The sequence below is a fragment of the Pseudokineococcus basanitobsidens genome, assembly GCF_037482545.1.
Taxonomy (GTDB): domain Bacteria; phylum Actinomycetota; class Actinomycetes; order Actinomycetales; family Quadrisphaeraceae; genus Pseudokineococcus; species Pseudokineococcus basanitobsidens.
The window spans coordinates 1-25345 of the sequence record NZ_JBBIAA010000006.1 but is presented as its reverse complement, the minus strand read 5'-3'; the positions used below and the strand labels follow the sequence as shown (position 1 = coordinate 25345).

Sequence of the window (25345 nt, the reverse complement as noted above, 5' to 3'; positions counted from 1 at the left end):
CTCACCCGGTGGACACATCGCCGGAGCGCGCAGCGAGGCCCGGGAGCACCCCACGACTTCCGTCGCCCCCGGGTGACGACGAACCGCCGGCGCGAGCAGGTGCGGCGCGACGCGCTGCGTGGACGGAGCGCCCCCGTGGCACCGCTCGACAGCACCCCGGACAGCCCTCAGGACGGCCCCCAGGACGGCGCGGACGGCAGCACGGTCGCCGCCGACGCACCGGCGGCCGGGACGGCGCGACCCCGCCGACGCCGTGCGGCGTCGCGACCGGCCGGCCCGCCCGCCCCCCTGCCCGACGAGCAGGCGCCCTCCGGCGACCAGCCGGGGACGACCGCCGGCACCGCCGCGCCGGACGTCCCGCCGACCGTCGCACCGACGGACGAGGGCCCCGGCGGCGCCGAGCCGCCGGCGAGGACGCCGCGACGCCGCTCGACGCGCAGCCGCTCCGCGGCGGGCTCCGGGCAGGGCATCGGGACGAGCGCAGAGACGCCGGACGCCCGCACCGGGTCCGACGCCTCGCCCGGGACGGGTGAGGAGCAGCCGAGCGCGCAGGAGCCGCCGGCGGCCGAGCCCGCGGTCGAGGAGGCGCCGCCGAAGGCCCGTCGTCGGCGCGCCCCTCGCCGCGCGGCGGGTGGCACCGCCGCCGGGGGCGGTGCGGCCTCCGACGAGCGCAGCGCCGCGCAGGCGGCGCTGGCCGCCGAGCTGGCCGTCGCGCCGGGCGAGTCGTCCGACCGCCCCGGTGAGCCGTCCGCCGAGGCGGCCCCGCGCGCCGAGGCGGACGCCGAGGGCACCTCCGCCACGCCGGCCCCAGGCCCGCACGAGGACGCGGAGGTCCAGGACGCGGAGGTCCAGGACGCGGTGGACCAGGACGCGGTGGACCAGGACGGTCCCGTCCAGGACGCGACGGCGCCGGACGACGAGGAGCCCGCCGCACCGGTCGAGACCGCCGGTGGCGAGGACGAGGCGTCCGCCGCCGCGTCGGTCCCCGCGGCCCTCTTCCAGGCTCCCGTGGCCGCCGCGCCGCCCCGGCGGCGGCGCGGGGCGTCGCGTCCTGCGGGGCCGCCGGTGCACGTCGAGGAGGCGGAGCCCCAGGCGGCCGCCGAGCAGCCCGGCGTCGAGCAGCCCGGCACCGATCAGCCCGGGGCGGAGCGGCCCGGCACCGAGCAGCCCGGGGCGGAGCGGTCCGTCCCTGACCAGGGCGAGTCGGGCTGGGAGCAGGAGCCGCCCGCCGGGGAGGGCCGGGACGAGCAGGTCGCGCCGGCCGAGGCGTCGAGGGACGCCGGGGCGGCGGTGGCTGCGGCCCTGGACGAGCTCGGCCAGGGCGAGCGGTCCGGGCGTCCGCGCCGCCGTCGCGCCGGCAGCGCGGCGGGCGCGCCGACGAGCGCGGGGGCCGCGCAGGAGCAGGACGACGCCCCGTCGTCGGGCGCCGCGGACGGCGCGTCCGAGGACGAGGACGAGACCGGCGACGGGGGCCGTCGTCGTCGTCGTCGGGGCGGTCGTGGTCGTAAGCGCCGCTCGGGCGGCGAGGACGAGGCCGGCCAGGAGACCGGGAACCAGGAGCCCGGGGACCAGGCGTCCGGGGACCAGGAGATGGGGAGCCAGGGGTCCGGGAACCAGGGAGCGGGTGACCGGGAGCGCGGCGCCTCCGAGGCGGACGGCCCGGGCCGGGGCGGCTCCGGCCGCGACGGTGACCACGACGAGGCCGACGCGGCGTCCGGCCACGGTGGTGCGGACACCGACGGCGACACCGACACCGACACCGAGGGCGGCTCCAGCCGCCGTCGCCGTCGCCGTCGCCGCGGGAGCTCGGGCGGCGGGTCGGAGGAGTCCGGCGAGTCCCGCGAGGACCGCGAGCGCCGCCGCGCCGAGGACGAGGTCACCGGCATCAAGGGCTCGACGCGGATGGAGGCCAAGCGCCAGCGCCGTCGGGACGGGCGCGACGGCAGCCGTCGTCGTCCCGTCGTCACCGAGGCCGAGTTCCTGGCCCGCCGCGAGAGCGTGGAGCGGACGATGGTCGTGCGCGAGCGCGGCGACCGGACCCAGATCGCCGTGCTCGAGGACGGCGTGCTGGTCGAGCACTACGTCGCCCGCCGCACCCAGACGTCCATGGTCGGCAACGTCTACCTCGGCAAGGTGCAGAACGTGCTGCCGAGCATGGAGGCGGCCTTCGTCGACGTCGGCCGGGGTCGCAACGCCGTCCTGTACGCCGGCGAGGTGAACTGGGACGCGGCCGGTCTCTCCGGGCAGCCGCGGCGGATCGAGCTGGCGCTGAAGGCGGGCGACCCCGTCCTCGTGCAGGTGACGAAGGACCCGGTCGGCCACAAGGGCGCCCGGCTGACGAGCCAGGTGTCGCTGCCCGGTCGCTACCTCGTGTACGTGCCGAACGGCTCGATGACGGGCATCAGCCGCAAGCTCCCCGACACCGAGCGCGCCCGGCTCAAGAAGATCCTCAAGGCCGTCGTCCCCGAGCACGCGGGCGTCATCGTCCGCACCGCCGCCGAGGGCGCCAGCGAGGACGAGCTGCGCCGCGACGTCGAACGCCTCCAGGAGCAGTGGGCCTCGATCGAGCGACGCTCCACCTCCGTCAGCGCGCCGAACGCCCTGTCGACCGAGCCGGACCTGGCGGTCAAGGTCGTGCGGGACGTCTTCAACGAGGACTTCTCGCGGCTCGTCGTCGAGGGAGAGGACGTCGCCCGCGTCGTCGGCGAGTACGTCGAGGGCGTGGCACCGGACCTCGCGGACCGCGTCGTGCGCAGCGAGGACGTGGACGCCTTCGCGACCTACCGCGTGGACGAGCAGATCGCCAAGGCGCTCGACCGCAAGGTCTGGCTCCCCAGCGGCGGCTCCCTCGTCATCGACCGCACCGAGGCGATGACCGTCGTCGACGTGAACACCGGGAAGTACACGGGCTCGGGGGGCAACCTCGAGGAGACCGTGACCCGCAACAACCTGGAGGCCGCCGAGGAGGTCGTGCGCCAGCTCAGGCTGCGCGACATCGGCGGGATCATCGTCGTCGACTTCATCGACATGGTGCTCGAGAGCAACCGCGACCTCGTGCTGCGGCGCCTCGTCGAGTGCCTCGGGCGGGACCGGACGAAGCACCAGGTCGCCGAGGTCACCTCCCTGGGCCTCGTCCAGATGACCCGCAAGCGCGTCGGGCAGGGTCTCATCGACGTCTTCAGCGAGCCCTGCGAGCACTGCGGCGGTCGCGGCGTCCTGCTGCACGAGGAGCCGCTCCTCGGCCGCACCGGCGAGGGCTCGGGCCAGGCGCAGAAGGGCGGTGGCCAGGGCGCCGCCCAGGACGGCTCCTCCCGGGGCGGGTCCGACGCGGGGCCCGCCGACGGGGACGACGAGGGCGGGGGCCGCACGAAGCGCTCCCGCCGGGGCGGTCGCGGCGCCAAGGCCGACAGGGCCGAGAAGGGCGACAGGGCCGAGAAGGGCGACACGGTCGAGACGGGCGACGGGGGCACGGCGGCACCGGCCGAGGACGACGAGGCCGGCCGGCGCGCCGCCTCCGCCCGCGAGGTCGCCGAGGCCATCGCCCGCGTGGCCCGGGCGTCCCGGCACGAGCACGAGGAGGCCGTCCGCGCCGCCTCCGACGAGCACGGCCCCGAGGCGGGGGAGGCGGCCGCCGCCGCGGTCGAGGTGGCGGTCGGCACGGCCGGCGCCGCCCCCGCGGGGGACGGGGTCGACCTGGCCCTGGCGGGCGGGGGCGACGACGCGGACGGGACGCCGCAGCAGGTCGGCGACCAGGAGCCGGGGGTCGACCCGGCCGTCCCGCTCGAGCCCGAGCTCCTCGAGGCCGCCGCGGACGTCCCCGACGGGGGCGACGACGGTCCGGACGTCGCCGACGTGGGGGCAGGCCCGGACGCCGGCCCGGACGCCGGCCCGGACGCCGGCGCCGACGCCGGCGCGGACGCCGGCCCCCGTTGACGGCCCCGCCGCGCGCAGGGGGCCGCGGTTTGACCCCCTGCGTGCGGCGTCCGTACTCTTGCGCGGGCGCGCCACCGGTGCGTCCTCCGCCGTGCGCGCCCCGCCCGTCCCGGGCCCGGGCCGTCGCGCCGGCGGCCAGCAGCTCGAACAGCCCGTGAGATCGACCAACCCGGGCGCGCCAGCGCCCCGCCGGTCCCGACCGGTCGACGTCAGGAGAGTCCCGTGGTGTACGCGATCGTCCGCGCCGGTGGCCGGCAGGAGAAGGTGTCGGTGGGCAGCGAGCTGCTCATCGACCGCGTGAGCGGCGGGACCCCCGCGGCGGGCACGAACCTCCAGCTGTCCCCGCTCCTGCTCGTCGACGGGTCCACGGTCACCAGCGACGCCTCGGCGCTCGCCGGCGTCACGGTGACGGCGGAGGTGGTCGAGGAGGTCAAGGGCCCCAAGATCACGATTCTGCGCTACAAGAACAAGACGGGGTACCGCAAGCGTCAGGGCCACCGCCAGAAGCACACCAAGGTGCGCATCACCGCGATCGACGCCTGACGCGCGGCGCCCCACGGGGCGCCCGGCACGGACCACCGGCAGCGACACCCAGCACGACCCCTGCGACAGCGTCCGGGGGTCGGGGACCACGGACGAGGAGAGGCACGAGCCATGGCACACAAGAAGGGCGCCAGCTCCAGCCGCAACGGGCGCGACTCCAACGCGCAGCGGCTGGGCGTCAAGCGCTTCGGCGGCCAGGAGGTCAAGTCCGGCGAGATCATCGTCCGGCAGCGGGGCACGCACTTCCACCCCGGCGACAACGTCGGCCGGGGCAAGGACGACACGCTGTTCGCCCTCGCCCCCGGCGCCGTGCTCTTCGGGAGCCGTCGCGGGCGCCGCACGGTGAACGTCGTCGCCCCGGTCGCGGCGGAGCCCGTCGCCGACTGAGGCGCCACCGCAGCACGACGCACCACCGACCGCCGGTCCGACCCGGCCCCGGGTGGACGAGAGGGGTGAGCCGGACGGCTCACCCCTCTCGTGCGTCCCCGCCGCCCCGTCGTGGGGACCACCGGCACCCGTCGTCCCCACCCGCACCAACGGCCCTCCCGGGCCGGCCGAGGAGGCCGTCGTGCCGATGTTCGTGGACCGCGCCGTCCTGCACGTGGCGGGGGGCAGCGGTGGGCACGGGTGCGCGTCGGTGCACCGCGAGAAGTTCAAGCCGCTCGGCGGCCCCGACGGCGGCAACGGCGGGCGCGGCGGCAGCGTCCGTCTCGTCGCGGACGCCTCGGCCACCACGCTGCTCGAGTACCACCACGCGCCCCACCGCGTCGCGGCGAACGGGCGGCCGGGCACCGGCAGCCTGCGCCACGGCGCCTCGGGGGAGGACCTCGTGCTGCGTGTCCCCGCCGGGACCGTCGTCAAGGACGCCGCCGACGGCCGCGTCCTGGCCGACCTCGTCGACGTCGGGACCGACGTCGAGCTGGCCCCCGGGGGAGCCGGGGGGCTCGGCAACGCCGCCCTGGCCACGACGCGGCGCAAGGCCCCCGGCTTCGCGCTCCTCGGCGAGCCGGGATGGAGCGGCGACGTCGTGCTGGAGCTGAAGTCGCTCGCGGACGTCGCGCTCGTCGGCTTCCCCAGCGCGGGCAAGTCGAGCCTCGTCGCGGCCCTGTCGGCCGCGCGGCCCAAGATCGCCGACTACCCCTTCACCACCCTCGTGCCCAACCTCGGCGTCGTCGTCGCCGGGCAGGAGCGGTTCGTCGTCGCCGACGTCCCCGGCCTCGTCGAGGGGGCCAGCGAGGGCCGCGGCCTCGGGCTCGAGTTCCTGCGGCACGTCGAGCGCACCGCGGCGATCGTCCACGTCCTCGACTGCGCGACGCTCGAGCCCGGCCGCGACCCGCTGAGCGACCTCGAGGTGATCGAGGCCGAGCTGGCGCGCTACGCCGTCGACCTCACCGCGACGGGGGAGCCCGGTCTGCCCCTGGAGCAGCGCCCGACGCTCGTGGTGCTGCACAAGATGGACGTGCCCGAGGCGCGCGAGCTCGCCGAGCTCGTGCGCCCCGACCTGGAGGCGCGCGGGCTGGAGGTCCTCGAGGTCTCCTCGGCGAGCCACGAGGGGCTGCGCGAGCTCTCCTTCGCCATGGCCCGGCTGGTGCGGCGCGCCCGCGAGCAGGCGCCGGCGCCCGCCGCGCCGCGCGTCGTGCTGCGCCCGCGGGCGGTGGACGAGACGGGCTTCACCGTGGTGCGCGAGGAGGCCGAGGACGCGACGGACGGCGTCCGGTTCCGCGTTCGCGGCACCAAGCCCGAGCGGTGGGTGCGCCAGACCGACTTCAGCAACGACGAGGCCGTCGGCTTCCTCGCGGACCGGCTGGCGAAGCTGGGCGTCGAGGACGACCTCTTCGCCGCCGGGGCGGTCGCGGGCTCCGAGGTCGTCATCGGTGCCGACGACGCCCCGCGCGGCGCCGTCGTCTTCGACTGGGACCCCACGCTCGTCGGGGGCGCCGAGCTCCTCGCCGGCCCCCGCGGCGAGGACGCCCGGCTCGCCGGGGAGGGGCGCCGCACGACGCAGGAGCGCCGGCGCGAGCAGGCCGAGCGCAAGGACGCCCGGGCCCGGACGCAGGCCGAGCTCGACGCCGAGCGTCGCGAGGAGCGGCGGGCGGCCGCGGCGGGCCGCAGCGCCGGCAGCGGCGGCCGCGACCGCGCGTGAGCGCCGGCCCGGGGGCGGGCCGGGGGCCCGACCCGGAGGTCGGCGCCGGCGCCGACCCGCCCGAGGGCAGCTCGCCCGTGCGCGGGCGGGCCGACCTCGCGTCCGCCCGCCGCGTCGTCGTCAAGGTCGGGTCCTCGTCGCTGACCTCGGCGGCCGGCGGCCTCGACGAGGACCGGCTCGGCGCCCTCGTCACCGCGCTGCAGGCGGTGCGCGGGCGCGGCGGCCAGGTGGTGCTCGTCTCCTCGGGCGCCATCGCCGCTGGCCTGGCGCCGCTCGGCCTGGTCCGGCGACCGCGTGACCTCGCGACGCAGCAGGCCGCCGCGAGCGTCGGCCAGGGCCTGCTCGTCGCCGCCTACGCCCGGGCCCTGGCGCCCGTCGGCGCCGCCGTGGGGCAGGTGCTGCTGACCGCCGACGACGTCGTCCGCCGCGGGCACTACCGCAACGCCCAGCGCACCCTGGAGCGACTGCTGCACCTGCAGGTCCTGCCGGTCGTCAACGAGAACGACACCGTCGCCACCGACGAGATCCGCTTCGGCGACAACGACCGGCTCGCGGCGCTCGTCGCGCACCTGGTCCGCGCCGACGCGCTCGTGCTCCTGTCCGACGTCGACGCGCTCCACGACGGCCCCCCGTCCCGCCCGGGGAGCCGCCGGGTGCCCCTCGTCGCCTCACCGGCGGACCTCGCCGCGGTGGAGGTCGGCGGGGCCGGCGCGGCGGGGGTCGGGACGGGCGGGATGGCCACCAAGCTCGACGCCGCGGCACTCGCGACCTCCTCGGGCATCCCGGCGCTGCTGACGAGCGCCGCGCTCGCCGCGGCGGGTCTGGCGGGGCAGGACGTCGGGACGTGGTTCGCGGCGACGGGGCGGCGTCGACCGACCCGCCTGCTCTGGCTCGCGCACGCCGCCCGGACCCGCGGCACGCTCGTCCTCGACGACGGCGCCGTGCGCGCCGTCCGGGAGCGCGGCGCGTCCCTGCTGCCCGCGGGGGTGCGCGCGACGACGGGGGGCTTCGCGGCCGGTGACCCCGTCGACCTCGTCGACGGGACGGGTCACGTGCTGGCCCGCGGGCTGGTCGGCTTCGACGCCGAGGAGGTGCCGGCGATGCTGGGCCGCTCCACCGCCGAGCTCGCCCGCTCCCTCGGCCCCGGTCACGACCGGGTGCTCGTGCACCGCGACGACCTCGTGCTCGTCCCGCGCTGACCGCCGTCAGGAGGCGCGGGCGTCCCGGGCGCGCGCCGCCAGCAGGGCGAGCGCGTACGCCTCCTCCGCGTCGTCGGCGCTCGTGGGGTGCTCGCCGTCGGCGGTGCGGGAGCGGACGACGTAGCGCGGCCGGCCGCCCTCGTCGTTCTCCCGCTCGAGCCCGACGAAGGAGTCCCCGAGCAGGTCGCGCAGCTGCGACTCCCGCGGCAGCCAGACGGCCTGCTCGGCGGCGACCGAGTCCAGCGCCCACTCCGTCGTGCCGTTGAAGCCGAGCACCCGACCGGTCGCGTGGTCCTGCGCCTCGACGACCATGTCGGACAGGACGAAGACCTGCTCGTCCATGTCCCGGTCGGTGATGACGAAGCGGTCGCCCGACGCGGGCTCCCACGCCAGGCCGGACGTGCGCAGGGCTCGGGCGGTGGGCACGGAGATCACAGGTCGGTCCTCCCGGTCGCCGGCAGCGCGCGGGCCCGCCGGGCGTCGTCGTGGGTGCTCGTCGGGGCCGATCCTGCGCCCCCGACCCGCGAGGTGCCACCGCCGCAGCCGGCACCGCCGCACCCCCGCACCCGGCACCCCCGCACCCGGCACCCCCGCACCCGGCACCCCCGCACCCGGCACCCCCGCACCCGGCACCCCCGCACCCGGCACCCCCGCACCCGGCACCCCCGCACCCGGCACCCCCGCACCCGGCACCCCCGCACCCGGCACCCCCGCACCCGGCACCCCCGCACCCGGCACCCCCGCACCCGGCACCCCCGCACCCGGCACCCCCGCACCCGGCACCCCCGCACCCGGCACCCCCGCACCCGGCACCCCCGCACCCGGCACCCCCGCACCCGGCACCCCCGCACCCGGCACCCCCGCACCCGGCACCCCCGCACCCGGCACCCCCGCACCCGGCACCCCCGCACCCGGCACCCCCGCACCCGGCACCCCCGCACCCGGCACCCCCGCACCCGGCACCCCCGCACCCGGCACCCCCGCACCCGGCACCCCCGCACCCGGCACCCCCGCACCCGGCACCCCCGCACCCGGCACCCCCGCACCCGGCACCCCCGCACCCGGCACCCCCGCACCCGGCACCCCCGCACCCGGCACCCCCGCACCCGGCACCCCCGCACCCGGCACCCCCGCACCCGGCACCCCCGCACCCGGCACCCCCGCACCCGGCACCCCCGCACCCGGCACCCCCGCACCCGGCACCCCCGCACCCGGCACCCCCGCACCCGGCACCCCCGCACCCGGCACCCCCGCACCCGGCACCCCCGCACCCGGCACCCCCGCACCCGGCACCCCCGCACCCGGCACCGACGTCGGGGCCGGAGGCTAGGGTCGGGCCACGCCGGACGCGCAGGGGCGCCCGCAGCGCCGCTGCCGCGCCGGCTCCGACGACGGGTGCGGGGGTGCGCGGTGGACGGCTGGGACGACCTGCAGTGGCTGCTCTGGGTCGGGCTGGCGCTGGCGCTCGGCGCCGTGGAGATCGCCTCGCTGGACTTCGTCTTCGGCATGGTCGCCGCGGCCGCGCTCGTCGCGGCGCTGTCCGCCGCCCTCGGCCTCACCTTCCCGCTCCAGGTCATCACCTTCGCCGTGGCCGCCGCCGTCCTGCTCGCCGTGGCCCGGCCGCTGGCCCTGCGCTACGTCCGGCCGCGCGTGCCGATGGTCCGCACCGGGACCGAGGGCAACCTCGGCCAGCGCGCCGAGGTGCTCGAGCAGGTCACCCCCCGCGACGGACGCGTCAAGGTCCGCGGCGAGGTCTGGAGCGCGCGGACCGAGCCCGCCGCGGGGGCGGGCGGCGTCCTGCCCGTCGGCGCCGACGTCGAGGTCGTGCGCATCGACGGGGCCACCGCCGTCGTGCGGGCCCTACCCCCGACCGACCCGCCCACCCGCCCCGCCCCGGGCCCCGACCCGGCCGGCGGTCCCGCCCCGAGCCCCTGGAGCCCGTCATGAGACTCATGCCCTCGACCGGACGGAGCCCCGCATGACCCCCGGGACGCTCGCCCTCTACGTCGTCCTCGTCCTGCTCGTCGTCTTCGTCGTCGCGACGGTCGTCAAGGCGGTACGGATCGTGCCGCAGGCGAGTGCCGTCATCATCGAGCGGCTCGGGCGGTACTCCCGGACCCTCGACGCCGGCCTGCACTTCCTCGTGCCCTTCATCGACAAGCCGCGGGCGACCGTCGACCTGCGGGAGCAGGTCGTGTCCTTCCCGCCCCAGCCGGTCATCACCAGCGACAACCTCGTCGTGAGCATCGACTCCGTCATCTACTTCCAGCCGACGGACCCGCGGTCGGCGACGTACGAGATCGCCAACTACATCCAGGGCATCGAGCAGCTGACCGTCACGACGCTGCGCAACGTCGTCGGCTCGCTCGACCTCGAGCAAACGCTGACGAGCCGCGACCAGATCAACGGGCAGCTGCGCGGGGTCCTCGACGAGGCGACCGGGCGCTGGGGCGTGCGCGTCAACCGCGTCGAGCTTAAGGCCATCGACCCGCCCGCCAGCGTGCAGGACTCGATGGAGAAGCAGATGCGGGCCGAGCGGGACCGGCGCGCCACCATCCTCAACGCCGAGGGGGTCAAGCAGAGCCAGATCCTCACCGCCCAGGGCGACAAGCAGTCGGCCGTCCTGCGGGCCGAGGGGCAGGCGCAGGCCGCCATCCTCGAGGCGCAGGGGCGCTCGCGCGCCATCGTGGAGGTGTTCGGCGCCATCCACCGGGGCAACCCGACGCCCAGCCTGCTCGCCTACCAGTACCTCCAGACGCTCCCGCAGATCGCCCAGGGGGACGCCAACAAGGTCTGGGTGATCCCCAGCGAGCTGAGCAGCGCGCTGAAGGGCGTCGGCGACGTCCTCGGCCGCCAGGGGGGCGGCTCGGGCGGCGGCGACGGGTCCGGTGGCGGGGACGCTGACGAGCAGCCGCACGAGGTCGACCCGGGCGGCATCGCGAGCGATCTCGACGCCCCGACGCTGGAGGACCCGGGGGAGGCCCTGCGCCGGGCGCGGGAGGAGGCGCAGGGGGCGACCCAGGAGGCGGCCGACAGCGAGTCCGCCACGCGGCGCGGGCGGCGCGCCCCGGCCAGCGGCGGAGACGTCCCGCCCGTGGCCGGCGACCCCGACCCGGACGAGGCGCCCCGCTCGCCCGAGCAGGCGGGGGCGAGCACGGGTGACGCCGAACGCCGGCAGCAGGCCCCCCGGCGGTCGACGCCGACGGAGGAGGGCGACCGACCGGGCTGACAGGAGGGCCGGTCTCCGCGACGGCGCGAGGACGGGCCGACGCCGGCGCGGGGTGGCAGCCGTCCAGGCCCCCTCGCCGGGCCCCTCGCGACGTCAGCCGCGGTGCTCGACCCCGAGCTCGGCCTCCCGCTCCTCGAGCAGGGCGTGGGCCGACGCCTCGTCCTGGGGGACCGTGAGGAAGCCGACGAGGACGAAGGCGACGGCGTAGAGGCCGACGAACGACCAGACCACGGCCTGGCCCCCGCCGCCGAAGGCTTGCACGACCGCGACGACGGCCGCACCGGAGAAGGCCGCGCCGCCCGCGGCGGTGGTGTACATGGCCATCGCCGCCCCTTTGTGCTCGGGGACGAGGTTGGGCATGATCGCGCCCATCGGGACGAAACCGGCGAGCAGGACGCCGAAGGCGACGCCTGCCAGCACCGAGAGCCAGTAGCCCCAGTCGCTGCCGGCGGGGACCGCCTGCGGCACGTACCACCACGCCAGCAGACCCAGCGACGAGCCGAAGATGCCGAACCAGCGGACGGTGCGGACCCAGCCGATCCTGTCGCCGACCTGGCCGAAGAGGGCGTTGACGAGGATGTTGCCGGCGTAGACGAACACCGTCATGAGCAGCCACCGGCTCTGCCCGAACTCACGCTCGGTCGCGATGACGGTCGGCAGCACGATGAACATCCCGTACTGCGGCGAGGTGTTGATGAGCCGCACGAGGAAGCCCATGAGCACCTTCGGCTCGCGCGCCGTGAGGCGCAGCCCGCTCGTCATGACGCGTCCGGCGGACTCTCCCGCCGGGGCGAGCCGGCGGTAGCCGTGCTCCTCCTTCACCTTCAGCCAGACGAGGAGGAAGCCGGCGACGACCAGGGCCATCGAGGCGATCATGGCGCCGGTCTCGCCCTGGTAGCCCCCGCCGAGGGCGGGGATGGCCCCCAGCGCGAAGAGGGAGCCCAGGGTCGGCAGGCCACCGGTGAACATCACGTAGAACCACCCCACCGCGACCCCGTTGCGCTCGACGGAGACGACCGAGTTGATCCACACCAGGAAGGCGAAGGCGAAGAGCGGGTAGCCGAAGCCGCGGAAGAAGTACGTCACGAGCACGAGGGCCGTGGAGCCGGTGGCGAGGGCGCCGATGAACAGGACCTGGAAGACCATCCACACGAGGAAGCCGAGCAGCATGATCTTCCGCGGCCCGAAGAGGTCGGACAGCGCCCCGGAGAGGTAGGACCCGACGATCACCGCCACGCCGTAGATCGCGATGATCGTCGCCACGACGTTGTCGGCGCCGACGGCCTCGGTCATGTGCGGCTCGATGAAGTTCGACTCGACGCCGTGGCCGGTCATGAAGACCAGGACGCCGAGGAACCCCCACCGCAGCGGGTACGGGATGCCCAGCCGGGCGAGACGCCCGCCGGCCCCGACGGCTGCGGCCGTCCCTCCTGCGCCCCCGGCGGAGCTGTGCGACTGCGCGCTCATGGGTCCCCTCTCGTCGGACGGAGGGACGGGGCCGTCGGGCTGCTGACCGGCGCGGACCCTCGTCGCTCCTGCTGGTCGTCGCGCCGGCGCCCGGACGGACGCCGAGCCGACGGGCGGGAGCCTACGGCACATCTGTGCTGCGCACATGTTCCCGCTGGCTGGGTGGCTCGGGACGAGCGGGACGGTCCGCGGTCGCGGTGGCGACCGGGGTGCGTCGTCCGACGTCCGCCCTGCTGGTCGAGCACGCCCCGACGTGCGGCTCTCGCCTACCCTCCCGGGCATGACGGAGACCCTGGCGGCTCCCGCGGTCGGCGGCGACGACGTCCGGGACGGCGGAGCGGCGGTCGAGTCGGCCGTGCTGGCCACCTGCCGGGCCGCCCGCGCGGCGAGCCGCGTGCTCGCCACCGCGACCCGCGACCGCAAGGACGCCGCGCTGCGCGCCGTCGCCGACGCCCTCGTGGCGCAGGCGTCGCGCGTCGTCGAGGCCAACGCGCGCGACCTGCGGCGCGGTGCGGCGGAGGGCCTCGCCGGCGGCCTGCTCGACCGCCTCCGCCTCGACGAGGAGCGGCTGGTCGCGGTCGCCGACGCCGTCCGCGACGTCGCCGCGCTGCCGGACCCGGTCGGCGAGGTCGTCCGGGGGCAGACCCTGCCGAACGGGCTGCGCCTGCGGCAGCTGCGCGTGCCGATGGGCGTCGTCGCCGTCGTGTACGAGGCGCGCCCGAACGTCACGGTCGACGCCGCCGCGCTCGCCCTCAAGAGCGGCAACGCCGTCGTGCTCCGCGGGGGGTCGGCGGCGCGGGAGACCAACGCCGTCGTCGTCGCGGTGCTGCGGGAGGCGTTGTCCGCGCAGGGGCTGCCGCCCGACCTCGTCAGCACCGTCGACGAGCACGGGCGCGACGGCGTGCAGCACCTCATGCGCGCCCGCGGGCTCGTCGACGTCCTCGTCCCCCGCGGCGGCGCCGGGCTCATCGCCGAGGTCGTGCGCTCGGCCACCGTCCCGGTGATCGAGACGGGGACCGGCAACTGCCACGTCTACGTCGACGCCGCCGCGGACCTGGACGCGGCCCTCGCGATCGCGCTCAACAGCAAGACGCAGCGCACGAGCGTCTGCAACTCCGCCGAGACGGTCCTCGTGCACGCCGCCGTCGCCGACGCCTTCCTCCCGCCCCTGCTGACGGCGATGGCCTCCGCCGGCGTCCGCCTGCACGGCGACGACGTCGTGCTGGCGGCTGCGGAGGGTCTCGACGGCGTGGAGGTCGAGGCGGCCACCGACGAGGACTGGGCCACCGAGTACCTCGCCCTCGAGCTCGCCGTGCGGGTCGTCCCGGACCTCGACGCCGCGCTCGCCCACGTCGACCGCTGGTCCACGGGGCACACCGAGGCCGTGGTCACGCGTGACCTCGCGACGGCCGAGCGCTTCGCGGCCGAGGTCGACTCCGCGGCCGTCATGGTCAACGCCTCCACCCGCTTCACCGACGGGGCGCAGCTCGGGCTGGGGGCGGAGGTCGGCATCTCCACGCAGAAGCTGCACGCGCGCGGCCCCATGGGGCTCGCCGAGCTCACGACGACGCGGTGGGTCGTCACCGGGGACGGGCACGTGCGCGCGTGAGCGCCCCGGCCCCGGGGACGACGAGCCGGCCCGGGGCCCCAGCGGCGCCGTGGCAGACTCACCGCACCTGCACCACCGAACGTCCGCCCGGCACCGCACCCGGGCGGGGTCGGTCCGCACCCCCGCGAGGAGAGGCACCCATGCTGAGCGTCGTGAGCGTCCTGGCGTCCGGGGAGGCCGAGCACGAGGCCGTCAACGAGCTGCCGTTCGACTCGTTCTTCTTCGGGCTCATCGCCTTCGGCGCGCTCATCGCCGTGCTCCTCGTCACCTACGCCTTCCGCAGCGTGGGCAGCCGGCACCGCGACCACGACGGGCTGCACGACGGCCCGCACGCCGCCCCGCACGACGCGGGCGCCAGGCACTGAGGCCCTCCGGTCCCGACCCGGCGGAGGCCGGCGTGCAGGACCCGGCGGAGGCCCGCGTGCAGGACCCGGCGGCACCCGGGGCCAGGCCGCTGCCGGTCCCGTCCCCCGGCCGCCGGCGGATCGGGGTGATGGGCGGCACCTTCGACCCGGTGCACCACGGGCACCTGGTGGCGGCGAGCGAGGTCGCCAGCGTCTTCGGGCTGGAGGAGGTCGTCTTCGTCCCCACCGGCCGGCCCTGGCAGAAGGACCACCGCGAGGTCACGGACGCGGAGCACCGCTACCTCATGACCGTCGTGGCGACGGCCTCCAACCCCTCCTTCACCGTGAGCCGGGTGGACGTCGACCGTCCCGGGCCGACCTACACGGTCGACACGCTCCGGGACCTGCGGGCGACCACGGGCGACGCGCAGCTGTTCTTCATCACGGGCGCCGACGCGCTGCAGCAGATCCTCGGCTGGAAGGACGCCGACGAGGTGTGGGACCTCGCCCACTTCGTCGGCGTCACCCGCCCCGGCCACGAGCTCGCCGCCACGGGGCTGCCGGCCGACCGGGTCAGCCTGCTGGAGATCCCGGCGCTGGCCATCTCCTCGACGGACTGCCGCGAGCGCGTCGCCCGCGGCGACCCCGTCTGGTACCTCGTGCCGGACGGCGTCGTGCAGTACATCGGCAAGCACCGTCTGTACGCCCCGGAGACCGCGGGCGCCGGTGCGGGGTCCCTCGGGCGACCCACGGCGCCCTCGGGAGCCCTGCGGTGAGCGAGCGGGAGAGCGGGTCGGACGGGGGCCGCGACGGCCTGGAGCGCGCCGCGGACGACCTCGCGGCGACGGCCTCCCAGGGCCAGGCGGACGTCGAGACGCCGACGGGCCACGCGGGGCGCCCGGCCGGCTCCGACGTCGAGGGCGACGAGGCCGCCGAGCAGGCCCGGCGGGCGGCGGGGGGCCGGGACGACGTCGCGGCGGACGACGTGGCCCCGGACGACGTGGCCCCGGACGACGTGGCCCCGGGGCCCGACGCCGGATGAGACCCTGGCCGTTGCTGCGGCGAGGTGCCGCGGCGCACCTGGAGGACCTGTGACCGCCACCGCCCGCTCGCTCGAGCTCGCCCGCGCCGCCGCCGAGGCGGCCGCCGACCGGCTCGCCGGCGAGGTGCTCGCGCTCGACGTCAGCGAGCAGCTCGTCATCACCGACGTCTTCGTCCTCGCCTCGGGCGACTCCGACCGGCAGGTGCGCGCCATCGTCGACGCCGTCGAGGAGCGTCTGCGCTCGATGGGGGCAGCGCCCGTCCGGCGGGAGGGCGTCACCGAGGCCCGGTGGGTGCTGCTCGACTACGCCGACGTCGTCGTCCACGTCCAGCAGGCCGAGGACCGTCGTTACTACGCCCTCGAGCGGCTCTGGAAGGACTGCCCGGTGGTCGAGCTCCCCGAGTCCGTGACGGCGGGCGCGGGCCGCACGGAGGGTGGCGACCGCACGGACCTGGGCGCATGAGCGGGGCCGCCGCCCCTCAGGTCGTCCTCTGGCGGCACGGCCGCACCGCGTGGAACGTCGAGGGCCGGTGGCAGGGCCACACCGACATCCCCCTCGACGACGAGGGCCTGGCCCAGGTGGAGGCGGCCGCCGCCGTCCTCGCCGCGCGCCGGCCGGTCCGCGTCGTCAGCTCCGACCTCGCGCGGGCGCGCGGCACGGCCGGGGCGCTCGCGCTGGCGGCCGACCTCCCGGTGACGCTCGACCCGCGGCTGCGCGAGGTCCACGGCGGCGCCTGGCAGGGGCTGCGCCGCGAGGAGATCGCGGCCGGCTGGCCGCAGGAGCACGCCGCCTGGCTGGCCGGCGAGGAGGTCCCCGCCGGGGACGGCGGGGAGACGCGGGCGCAGGCGGGGACCCGCGTGGCCGCAGCGGTCCGGGAGCAGTCCGCCGGGCTCGACGACGGCCAGGTGCTGGTCTGCGTCGGGCACGGGGGGTCGCTGGGGGCGGGCCTCGTGCGCCTGCTCGGACTCCCCGACGGCGGCGTGCTCACGGGGCTGCGGAACGCGCGCTGGACGACGCTCGTGCGGTCCGGGGGCGGGACGTGGCGTCTCCTGGAGCACAACGCCGGCGTCTGGGCGCGGGCGGGTGCCGCCCGGACCGCCGCCGGCGGGGGCGATTTGGAGCGCCCCGAGCGCGCGGGCTAGTCTCTGCGGCGTCCTGGTGGCGGTCCGAGCCACCGATCGGGACGGTCCGGGGCTGTGGCGCAGCTGGTAGCGCACCTCCATGGCATGGAGGGGGTCAGGGGTTCGAGTCCCCTCAGCTCCACCGCGACCGCACGACGAGGGGCCCGCCCCCGGCAGGGGGCGGGCCCCTCGTCGTCGCGGGCGACTCGCCGTCGGGCGTGCCGGGCGCCGTCGGAGGGACGGGCTCCGGCCCGGGATGACCGCGGGCCCGGCGCCGGGTGATGATCGGGGCGTGCCCGCAGCTCCGCCGCCGTCCACCCCGCTGCCGGACCCGCCGAGCCGGCGGGGCTCCCACCGGGGCCGCGCCGGGAGGCGTCCGGGGGACGGCCCGCCCGCCGGGGAGGGTGGTCGCCGCGGACGCCCCCGTCGGCGTGCGGTGGCCGCCTGGGCCGCCCTCGTCGTCGTCCTGGGCCTGCTGGCGGCCGTCGTCGGCGTGACGACCGCCTCTGCGCAGGCGAGCCTCGGCCCGCACGTGGCCGACTACGAGGTCACGACCGACGGCGAGGTCGCCCTGGACCTCGGACCGCTGGGGGCGCTCGTCGTCGACTCGCCCCTGCCCGTGCACCTCGGCCTGGACGTCGTCGTGGAGGAGATCCCCCGCGGGGTGACCGACATCGGGACGCCCGACCGGACCCTCGACCTCCTCGGCGGGGACCTGCAGCGCTACCTGCAGCTGTTCGCGGCGCCCCAGGCGACGATCGACGTCGTGACGCACGACCTCGTCACCGACGCCGTCCGGCGCTGGCTGGTGGCCTGGGCCGTGCTCGTGGCCGCCGCCGTCTTCCTGCGGCTGGCGCTGGGCCGTCGGCGACGCGACGAGCTGGCCGCGCTCGCGGGGCGGCACCGGGTCGTCGGCGCGGTGCTGCTCGTGGTGGCGCTGGTCGGTGCGGCGGTGGCCGCCGGTGCTCGTCCGGAGGCGCCCCAGGACGCGAGCAGCCAGGAGGCCTCGCCCGTCTTCGACGGCACACCGCTGGAGGGGGCACGCATCACCGGGCGCCTCGCCGGCGTCGTCGACCTCGTCGCCGGCTACGTCACCGACGAGATCCGGCAGAACGACGAGTTCTACGACGAGGTGACCGACCGGCTCGAGCGGGCGTGGGCGCAGCGGTCCACCGACGACCCGGTGGTGGGGGACGTCGCCGGTCCCGGTCCGTCCACGACGGCGACCCCCTCGGCGGGTGTCCCGTCCGCGGCGGCCTCCTCCGCGGCCGCCCCGGCCGCGGCGAGCACCGCGAGCCCGTCGCCGTCCCCTCGCGACGACGTCCGCACCGCGCTCGTCGTCAGCGACCTGCACTGCAACGTCGGGATGGCGGAGCCGATCGGCCGGCTCGCCGAGCTGGCCTCGGTGGACCTGGTGCTGGACGCCGGTGACACGACGGTCAACGGCACGAGCGTCGAGCAGACGTGCGTCAGCGCCGTCGCCGGCGCGCTGCCCGACGACGTGCCCGTCGTCGTCGCCGACGGCAACCACGACAGCGCGACGACCTCCTCGCAGGAGCGGGACGCCGGCTGGACCGTCCTGGAGGGCGACGTCGTGGAGGTCGCCGGGCTGCGCGTGCTGGGGGCCCCGGACCCGCGGGCGACGAGGATCCTGCAGGGCACGTCCTCCGCGGGCGGGTCCTCCGCGGCGGAGGTGGCGGACCGTCTGGCCCGCACCGCCTGCGACGACGGCGACGTCGACCTGCTGCTGGTCCACGACCCCTCGGTCGGGGAGCCGGCCCTGGGCACGGGGTGCGTCCCCGCGCAGGTGTCCGGCCACTACCACGTGCGCACGGACCCGGAGCAGGTCGGCGAGGGCATCCGGTACATCTCCTCGAGCACCGCGGGAGCCACGCTCGGCCAGCCCACGGTGGGGCCGCTCCACGGCACGGCGGAGATGACCCTCCTGCGGGTCGACGGGTCGACCGGGGACGTCCTGTCCTGGCGCGTCGTCAGCGTGACGCCCGACCAGGAGGTCACGGTCGGGCCCTGGCGGGCGTGGCCGGCGGTGGACGCCGGCGTCGACGCCGAGCCCTCGCCGTCCCTGGCCCCCGGCGCCTCCGACGAGGAGACGAGCCCTGCCGACGTGCCCGGGCGCCCGGCGCTGCCCGAGGGCGGGGACGCCGTGGCCACCTCGGCTCCCACCGCTGACGGCCCGGACGCCGAGGCACCGGACGCGGCCGGCTCGTCCGGGGAGGGCGTCGACGCCGGCTGACCGTCGCCGCTGTGCTCGTGCGGGCTCCGCCTGCCGCCGACCGCGTGAGCGGTGCGTCGACGGGTGGACCGGGGGCGGTCGGGTGCCGATCCGGACGGGCATGACCCCGAGCTCCGTGCCCCACGGCGACGACGCGCGCCACCCGCCCGCCGCGGCGGGGACCCGGTCGACGGCCGCGGCTCCCGCGCCCGCCCCGGCCGGCGCGGGTGCGGCGGGGCTGCCGGCGCCGCGGCGCCCCGAGGAGCCCGACTGGGAGCGGCTCGTCGCCGGGGTCCTCGCCGACCCGTCGCGGCTGCGGCTCGTCGTCCAGCCGGTCGTCGACGTGGCGCAGGCCGTCGTCGCGGGCTACGAGGTCCTCTCGCGCTTCGACGGCCCGCGCCACCTCACCCCCGACCTGTGGTTCGCCGCCGCCGACCGCCTGGGCCGCGGCGCGGAGCTGGAGGCGCTCGTCGTCGCCCGGGCGCTGGAGATGCGGGCCGACCTGCCCGACAACTGCTTCCTCACCGTCAACGTCAGCCCGCACCTCCTCGGCGAGCCGGTGATGATCGACCTGCTCCTGTCCGCCGGCGACCTGTCCCCGCTCGTCCTCGAGCTCACCGAGCACACCGAGGTCGCCGACCTGACGCCCGTCGTCGCCCTGCGCGACGCCCTCTCCGCCCGCGGTGCGCTGGTCGCGCTGGACGACGCGGGCTCCGGCTACTCGGGCCTGCAGCAGCTGACGACCGTGCGGCCGCACATCGTCAAGCTCGACCGGGCGCTCGTCGCCGGGATCCACCGGGACGAGGCGAAGCTCGCCCTCGCGGAGATGCTCGGGGAGCTCGCGGGGCGCCTCGACGCGTGGCTGCTCGCCGAGGGCGTGGAGACGTGGGAGGAGATGGACGCCTTCCTGCGGCTCGGCGTCCCCCTGGCCCAGGGCTACCTGCTCGCCCGGCCGACCTCGGCGTTCGAGCCCCTCGACCCGGTCGTCGCCGCGCGCCTGCGCAGCGCCGTCGCCCGGGTCTCCTTCGTGGAGGACGTGGCGAGCCTCGTCGAGCCCGTCCGGTGCGAGGACCCCCTCGCCGGCGCCCCGCTCGCCCTGGCCCAGGGCGAGGTGGCGCTGCGGCTGGACGCGCACGCCCACCCCGCCCAGGTGCTCCTCCCGCGCCGGCGCGGTGACGAGGGCGGCCACCGCGCCGTCCCGGTGAGCCTGCGCACCCGCCCCTCGGAGAGCGTCGTGGAGCTGGCCCGACGGGTCGTCGCGCGACCCGCGGCCGTGCGCTTCGACCCCGTCGTCGTCGTGGACGACGTCGGCCGCGCGGCGGGCGTCGTGCGCGTCGAACGGGTGATGGCGCGCCTCACGGCGCTCGCCGAGGGCGTCGCCCGCCGATGACCTCGCTGGGGCCGACGGTCGGCCCCGCCTGCAGGAGGTGACCATGAAGCAGTTCGCGTGCGGCGACGTCGTGCCGGGGTGCCGCAAGACCTTCACCGCGCCGAGCGAGGAGGAGATCCTCGGGTCGGTCGGCCGCCACGCCCTCGACGACCACGGCCTCGCGGAGGTACCGCCCGAGCTCGTGGAGCAGGTCCGCGGCCGGATCCTCACCCTCGCCTGAGCCCCGGCGACCCGCCGGTCCCCGACGGGCGCACCGCCCGCGTCCTCGCCGCGCGCCGCCGCGGCGGGGACGCGGGCGGTGCTCGTCCGGGGCACCGCCCGGACCCCCTCGGGGGCTCCGGGCCGGCGCCGTGGGAGCGTCCGAGGGTGACCTCCGCCTCCTGCTCGCCCGCCGTCCCGCCGGCGACCGTGCCCACCGGGCGAAGCGCCGGCCGCGTCCTCGTGACGGGGTGGTTCAGCGTCCCCGACGGGGAGATCACCGCGGGGGACCTGCTCGCCCGGGACGCCGCCGTCGCGGACCTCGAGACCCTCGGACGTCCCTTCGACGTCGCCATGACCCGGACCTTCGCCCCGGACGACGGGTCCACCGTCGACCTCGAGCGCCTCGACCCCGACCGCTACGACGTCGTGCTGTGGGTGTGCGGGCCGGCGAGGGGACGCCCGCTGCAGCGCCTCGCCGACGCCGTCCCCCGTGCCCGCCTCGTCGGGGTGGACGTCTCCGTCGTGGACGGGCTCGCACCGCTGCACGCCGCGCTGGCGCGGGACGGCGACCCGGCCCGCGAGCCCCGACCCGACACCTCCCTGCTCGTCCCGGTGCCCGACGTGCCCGTCGTCGGCCTGTGCGCCGCGCACGCGCAGACCGAGTACGGGGACCGGCAGCGCCACGACGTCGTCCACGACGTCGTGCTCCCCGCCCTGGCGTCCGCGCCGCTGCCCTCGGGGCCGCCGGCCGTCGTGCCGTTCGACACGCGCCTGGCCGCCGGCGAGCCGCACGTCCCGTCGACGCCCGCCCAGGTCGAGGCGCTGGTCCGCCGCCTCGACGTCGTGGTCTCCAGCCGCCTGCACGGGCTCGTGCTCGCGCTGAAGAACGGCGTGCCCGTCGTGGCCGTGGACCCCGTCGACGGCGGGGCCAAGGTCGCGGCGCAGGGGCGGGCCCTGGGGTGGCCCGTGCTGCTGCCGCAGGAGGTGAGCGCGGAGCGGGTCCAGGAGCAGCTGGCGTGGGCCCTCACGCAGGAGGCGCGCGCCGCGGCCGCCGACGTCCTGCCCGCCGCCCGGCACGTGCTGGCCCGGTCGGCGGAGGAGCTGGGCGCGCTGCTGGGCTGAGCGCCGCCCGGCCGGGCCCGCCGGAGCTCCGCCATCAGCTCCGCGTCGCGCACGGGGCCGGGCTGCTGGCGACCAGGACCCCGTCCAGGGCGCCGTCCGGGTGCAGGACCCGCCGCACGACGGCCAGCCAGTCGTCGACGGGAAGCCAGGACACCCACTGGCGCCCGGAGCCGACCCGCCCGCCGCCCCCGGGCGGGTCAGCAGGAGCAGCCGGTCGAGGGCGGGCGTCCCCCGGTCGAGCACGACGCCGGTGCGCAGGACGACGCGGCGCTGCGCCCGTACGCCGTCGACCCGGCCGTCCGTCGTCGCGCAGCTCGAGGTCCACGTCTCGGGTCAGACGACGACGTTGACGAGCCCGGGGGCCCGGACGACGACCTTGCGGACCGGGGCGTCCCCGACGACGCGCTGCACGCCCTCGGCGGCGAGCGCGAGGTCGCGCAGGTCGTCCTCGGTGATGTCCGCGGGCACCTGCAGGCGCGCGCGGACCTTGCCGCGGACCTGGACGACGGCGGTCACCTCGTCCTCGACGAGCATCGCCGCGTCGGCGACGGGGAAGGGGGCGTGGACGACGGACCCCTCGCACCCGAGCCGGTGCCACAGCTCCTCCGCGACGTGCGGTGCGAGCGGCGCGACGAGCAGCACGAGCTGCTCGGCGACGGGCCGCGGCGTCGTGCCCCGCTTGACGAGGTGGTTGTTGAGCTCGATCACCTTGGCGAGGGCGGTGTTGAGGCGCAGCCCCTCGTAGTCCGCCCGGACACCCTCCACCGTCCGGGCCAGGGCCCGGGCGGTCGCGTCGTCCACCGGCTCGTCCGTGACCCGGACCTCGCCGGTCTCCTCGTCCACGACGTTGCGCCACAGCCGCTGCAGGAAGCGGAAGGAGCCCACGACCGCGCGGGTCTCCCACGGCCGGGCCGCGTCGAGCGGGCCCATGCCCATCTCGTACAGGCGCAGGGTGTCGGCGCCGTACTGGGCGGCGATCTCGTCGGGCGCGACGGCGTTCCGCAGCGACTTGCCCATCTTGCCGAGCTCGCGCGTGACCGGGCTGCCCCGCCAGGAGTACGTGGTGGCACCCGTCGCGTCGGAGGACTCCTCGACCTCGGCGGCCGGGACCGGGATGCCGCGCCCGTCGCGGAAGACGTACGCCTGGATCATCCCCTGGTTGAACAGGCGGTGGAACGGCTCCGAGGAGCTGACGTGGCCGAGGTCGTGCAGGACCTTGTGCCAGAAGCGGGCGTAGAGCAGGTGCAGCACCGCGTGCTCGGCCCCGCCCACGTACAGGTCGACGCCGCCGAGGGGCTTGCCCTCGCGCGGACCCATCCAGGCGCGCTCGACCTCGGGGTCGACGAGGCGCTCGGTGTTGTCGGGGTCCAGGTAGCGCAGCTCGTACCAGCACGACCCGGCCCAGTTGGGCATCGTGTTGGTCTCGCGCCGGTAGGTCCGCGGCCCGTCGCCGAGGTCGAGCTCGACGTGGACCCAGTCGTCGCGCCGCGACAGCGGCGTCTCGGGGGAGGTGGCCGCGTCGTCCGGGTCGAAGGTCCGCGGCGAGTAGTCGTCGACCTCCGGCAGCTCGACCGGGAGCATGTCGTCGGGCAGCGCGTGGGCGACGCCGTCCTCGTCGTAGACGACCGGGAAGGGCTCGCCCCAGTAGCGCTGGCGGCTGAAGAGCCAGTCCCGGAGCCGGTACGTCGTCGTCGCTCGGCCGAGGCCGCGCTCGGAGAGCCAGGTGGCCATGCGCTCGCCGGCCTCCTCGACGCCCAGGCCGTCCAGGACGACGCCGTAGGCGCCCAGGGTGGCGCGCCCGTCCGACCCCATGACGACCGAGCCCTTGCCGGTGGAGGCGTCCTGCCAGGTGGAGGTGTCGGTGCCGCGCCCGTCCACGGGCTCGACGACGCAGCGCACCGGCAGGTCGAGGGCGCGGGCGAACTCGAAGTCGCGCTGGTCGTGCCCGGCGACGCCCATGACGGCGCCCGTGCCGTAGCCCATGAGCACGTAGTCGGCGACGAAGACGGGGACCTGCTCGCCGGTGGCGGGGTTCGTGGCGGTCGCCCCGGTGAAGACACCCGTCTTCGCCCGGGCGTCCGCCTGGCGCTCGGCGTCGGACCGGGCCGCGGCCCGTCGCACGTAGGCGTGCACGGCCTCGCGGGGGGTCGCGCCGCCGTCGGTCCACGTCGCGGGCAGCGGACCGCCGCCCGGGGCCTGCTCCGGCCACGCGGCCGGCAGCACGGTGTCGACGAGGGGGTGCTCGGGCGCGAGCACCAGGTAGCTCGTGCCGAAGAGCGTGTCGGCCCGCGTGGTGAAGACCTCGACGACACCGTCCCCCGCGCCCTCGCCGCCGGAGACGGCGAAGCGCACCTGGGCGCCGTGGCTGCGGCCGATCCAGTGCCGCTGCTGGATCTTGATCGCCTCGGGCCAGTCGAGCGGCTCGAGGTCGTCGACCAGCCGGTCCGCGTAGGCGGTGATCCGCATCTTCCACTGGCGCAGCGAGGCGGTGAAGACGGGGAAGTTGCCCCGCTCGGACCGGCCGTCGGCCGTGACCTCCTCGTTCGCGAGGACCGTGCCGAGGCCGGGGCACCAGTTGACCGGTGCCTCGTCGGCGTAGGCGAGGCGGTACCCGGACAGGACGTCGTCGCGCTCGACGGCGGTGAGGCTCGCCCAGGTGCGGCCGTCGGGCGTCGCGCGGGAGCCGTCCTCGAAGGAGGCGACGAGGTCGGCGATCGGCCGGGCACGCTGCCGGTCCACGTCGTACCAGGACCCGAAGACCTGCAGGAAGATCCACTGGGTCCAGCGGTAGTACCCGGGGTCGATCGTCGAGATCGAGCGGTGGGGGTCGTGCCCGAGCCCCAGACGGCGCAGCTGCTCGCGCATCGTGGCGATGTTGGCCAGCGTGGACACGCGCGGGTGCGTGCCCGTCTGCACCGCGTACTGCTCCGCGGGCAGGCCGAAGGCGTCGTAGCCGAGCGTGTGGAGCACCTCGCGGCCCGACATGCGCAGGTAGCGGCTGTAGACGTCCGTGGCGATGTAGCCCAGCGGGTGCCCGACGTGCAGGCCCGCCCCCGAGGGGTACGGGAACATGTCCATCACGAACGCCGTGCGTCCCGCGCCGACCTCGCCCGCTGACGGCCGCGTGGGAGCCGCGTAGACGTCGTCGTCGGCCCACTGCTGCTGCCACCGCGCCTCCACGCGTGCGGCGAGGTCGGCGTCGTACCGGGCCGCCGGAGCCGCGGCGCCGCCGTCCCCGGAGGACGCCGGCGGAGCGGTGCCGGGGCTGCCGTCGCCACCGCCGGGAGCGGTCCGGTGGGTGTCGGACGGGCTGGCCGGGGGGACGGGGGCGGTCTGCTCTGGCACGACTCCCGAGGGTAGTCGGGGCCGTGCGCTCGGGGATCGCCCGGCTCGGGCGCGAGCGGTCCGCGCGTCGCCGAGCGGAGCCCCGGGCCTCGTAGCCGCTGTCGACGGCGTCAGAAGGGTGGTGGTCGGTCGTCGCGCCAGGAGTCGGGTGGGTGGTCGTCGTGGTCATCGGTGGGGTCTTGCTTGTCCGGGTGCGGCCGCTGGTCGTGCACGTGGGGTCGGTGTCGGCTGTTGGGCGGCGTCTCGTGGCGTGCGGTGGCCTGGCGCGTCCAGGTGGTGTCGGTCGCGGCGGTGTCGTGGTCGGGGTAGCCGGTGTCGTCGTCCGGGGGGTCTTCCCCGCTGCTGCCGCTGCTGCCGCTGCTGCCGCTGCTGCCGCTGCCGCCGGGGCTGCTGCTGCTGGGGCTGCTGGTCGTGTGGGTGGGG

The 25345-nt window shown here is 77.2% G+C and carries 20 protein-coding genes and 1 tRNA gene; 18 read left to right on the top strand and 3 right to left on the bottom strand.

Going from position 1 to position 25345, the window contains the following annotated elements; translation table 11 throughout:
* Positions 1 to 135: 135 nt before the first annotated feature.
* The 5 genes from WDZ17_RS07695 (at position 136) to proB (ending at position 7818) form a co-directional block, all read left to right on the top strand.
* Positions 136 to 3933: an Rne/Rng family ribonuclease gene (locus WDZ17_RS07695; RefSeq protein ID WP_339574562.1), complete on the top strand. Its 3798-nt coding sequence runs from the start codon at positions 136 to 138 to the stop codon at positions 3931 to 3933.
* A gap of 225 nt (positions 3934 to 4158) precedes the next feature.
* Positions 4159 to 4476 carry a 50S ribosomal protein L21 gene (gene rplU / locus WDZ17_RS07690; RefSeq protein WP_339574663.1) on the top strand — a complete coding sequence of 106 codons (318 nt, stop codon included), beginning with the start codon at positions 4159 to 4161 and terminating at the stop codon, positions 4474 to 4476.
* 111 nt (positions 4477 to 4587) lie between these two features.
* Complete coding sequence (gene rpmA / locus WDZ17_RS07685; protein ID WP_339574561.1) at positions 4588 to 4863, top strand: 50S ribosomal protein L27; 276 nt, start codon at positions 4588 to 4590, stop codon at positions 4861 to 4863.
* Between the two features lie 181 nt (positions 4864 to 5044).
* Positions 5045 to 6619: a GTPase ObgE gene (obgE, locus tag WDZ17_RS07680; protein WP_422631885.1), complete on the top strand. Its 1575-nt coding sequence runs from the start codon at positions 5045 to 5047 to the stop codon at positions 6617 to 6619.
* 77 nt (positions 6620 to 6696) lie between these two features.
* On the top strand, positions 6697 to 7818 hold the full coding sequence (gene proB, locus WDZ17_RS07675; RefSeq protein WP_422631891.1) for a glutamate 5-kinase: 1122 nt from the start codon (positions 6697 to 6699) through the stop codon (positions 7816 to 7818).
* 6 nt (positions 7819 to 7824) lie between these two features.
* Here proB and WDZ17_RS07670 read toward each other — a convergent pair whose 3' ends face one another.
* Positions 7825 to 8253: a pilus assembly protein CpaE gene (locus WDZ17_RS07670; RefSeq protein WP_339574559.1), complete on the bottom strand. Its 429-nt coding sequence runs from the start codon at positions 8251 to 8253 to the stop codon at positions 7825 to 7827.
* Positions 8254 to 9228: 975 nt separating this feature from the next.
* Between WDZ17_RS07670 and WDZ17_RS07665 the strand changes: the two genes are divergently transcribed.
* Positions 9229 to 9765, top strand: a complete 537-nt coding sequence (locus WDZ17_RS07665) for an NfeD family protein (RefSeq protein ID WP_339574558.1) — start codon at positions 9229 to 9231, stop codon at positions 9763 to 9765.
* A 31-nt stretch (positions 9766 to 9796) separates the two neighbouring features.
* Entirely contained in the window at positions 9797 to 11047 is a 1251-nt protein-coding gene (locus tag WDZ17_RS07660) for an SPFH domain-containing protein (protein WP_339574557.1), read from the top strand.
* A gap of 93 nt (positions 11048 to 11140) precedes the next feature.
* On the opposite strand, the gene WDZ17_RS07655 is transcribed toward WDZ17_RS07660, so the two are convergent.
* Complete coding sequence (locus tag WDZ17_RS07655) at positions 11141 to 12514, bottom strand: RbtT/DalT/CsbX family MFS transporter (protein ID WP_339574556.1); 1374 nt, start codon at positions 12512 to 12514, stop codon at positions 11141 to 11143.
* Between the two features lie 280 nt (positions 12515 to 12794).
* Here WDZ17_RS07655 and WDZ17_RS07650 point away from each other — a divergent pair, with 280 nt between their 5' ends.
* The 11 genes from WDZ17_RS07650 to WDZ17_RS07600 all read left to right on the top strand — a co-directional run bounded on the left by WDZ17_RS07650 (position 12795) and on the right by WDZ17_RS07600 (position 21577).
* Entirely contained in the window at positions 12795 to 14123 is a 1329-nt protein-coding gene (locus WDZ17_RS07650) for a glutamate-5-semialdehyde dehydrogenase (RefSeq protein ID WP_339574555.1), read from the top strand.
* Positions 14124 to 14263: 140 nt separating this feature from the next.
* Positions 14264 to 14488 (top strand): hypothetical protein, encoded by a 225-nt coding sequence (locus tag WDZ17_RS07645; RefSeq protein WP_339574554.1) that lies wholly within the window; start codon positions 14264 to 14266, stop codon positions 14486 to 14488.
* A 128-nt stretch (positions 14489 to 14616) separates the two neighbouring features.
* On the top strand, positions 14617 to 15243 hold the full coding sequence (nadD, locus tag WDZ17_RS07640; protein ID WP_422631889.1) for a nicotinate-nucleotide adenylyltransferase: 627 nt from the start codon (positions 14617 to 14619) through the stop codon (positions 15241 to 15243).
* Positions 15240 to 15509, top strand: a complete 270-nt coding sequence (locus tag WDZ17_RS07635) for a hypothetical protein (RefSeq protein WP_339574552.1) — start codon at positions 15240 to 15242, stop codon at positions 15507 to 15509. Before nadD ends, WDZ17_RS07635 begins: the two co-directional genes overlap by 4 nt.
* Positions 15510 to 15558: 49 nt before the next feature.
* Entirely contained in the window at positions 15559 to 15972 is a 414-nt protein-coding gene (rsfS, locus tag WDZ17_RS07630) for a ribosome silencing factor (protein WP_339574551.1), read from the top strand.
* Positions 15969 to 16652 (top strand): histidine phosphatase family protein, encoded by a 684-nt coding sequence (locus tag WDZ17_RS07625; RefSeq protein WP_339574550.1) that lies wholly within the window; start codon positions 15969 to 15971, stop codon positions 16650 to 16652. Before rsfS ends, WDZ17_RS07625 begins: the two co-directional genes overlap by 4 nt.
* A 48-nt stretch (positions 16653 to 16700) precedes the next feature.
* A tRNA-Ala gene (locus WDZ17_RS07620) sits at positions 16701 to 16773 on the top strand.
* Positions 16774 to 17067: 294 nt separating this feature from the next.
* Entirely contained in the window at positions 17068 to 18885 is a 1818-nt protein-coding gene (locus WDZ17_RS07615) for a metallophosphoesterase family protein (protein WP_339574549.1), read from the top strand.
* A 100-nt stretch (positions 18886 to 18985) separates the two neighbouring features.
* Positions 18986 to 20254, top strand: coding sequence for an EAL domain-containing protein (locus WDZ17_RS07610; RefSeq protein ID WP_339574548.1), 1269 nt, complete (start codon positions 18986 to 18988; stop codon positions 20252 to 20254).
* 43 nt (positions 20255 to 20297) lie between these two features.
* On the top strand, positions 20298 to 20474 hold the full coding sequence (locus WDZ17_RS07605; RefSeq protein ID WP_339574547.1) for a DUF1059 domain-containing protein: 177 nt from the start codon (positions 20298 to 20300) through the stop codon (positions 20472 to 20474).
* A 146-nt stretch (positions 20475 to 20620) separates the two neighbouring features.
* Positions 20621 to 21577: a polysaccharide pyruvyl transferase family protein gene (locus WDZ17_RS07600; RefSeq protein WP_339574546.1), complete on the top strand. Its 957-nt coding sequence runs from the start codon at positions 20621 to 20623 to the stop codon at positions 21575 to 21577.
* Positions 21578 to 21910: 333 nt separating this feature from the next.
* On the opposite strand, the gene WDZ17_RS07595 is transcribed toward WDZ17_RS07600, so the two are convergent.
* On the bottom strand, positions 21911 to 24757 hold the full coding sequence (locus WDZ17_RS07595; protein WP_422631888.1) for a leucine--tRNA ligase: 2847 nt from the start codon (positions 24755 to 24757) through the stop codon (positions 21911 to 21913).
* Between the last annotated feature and the right edge of the window lie 588 nt (positions 24758 to 25345).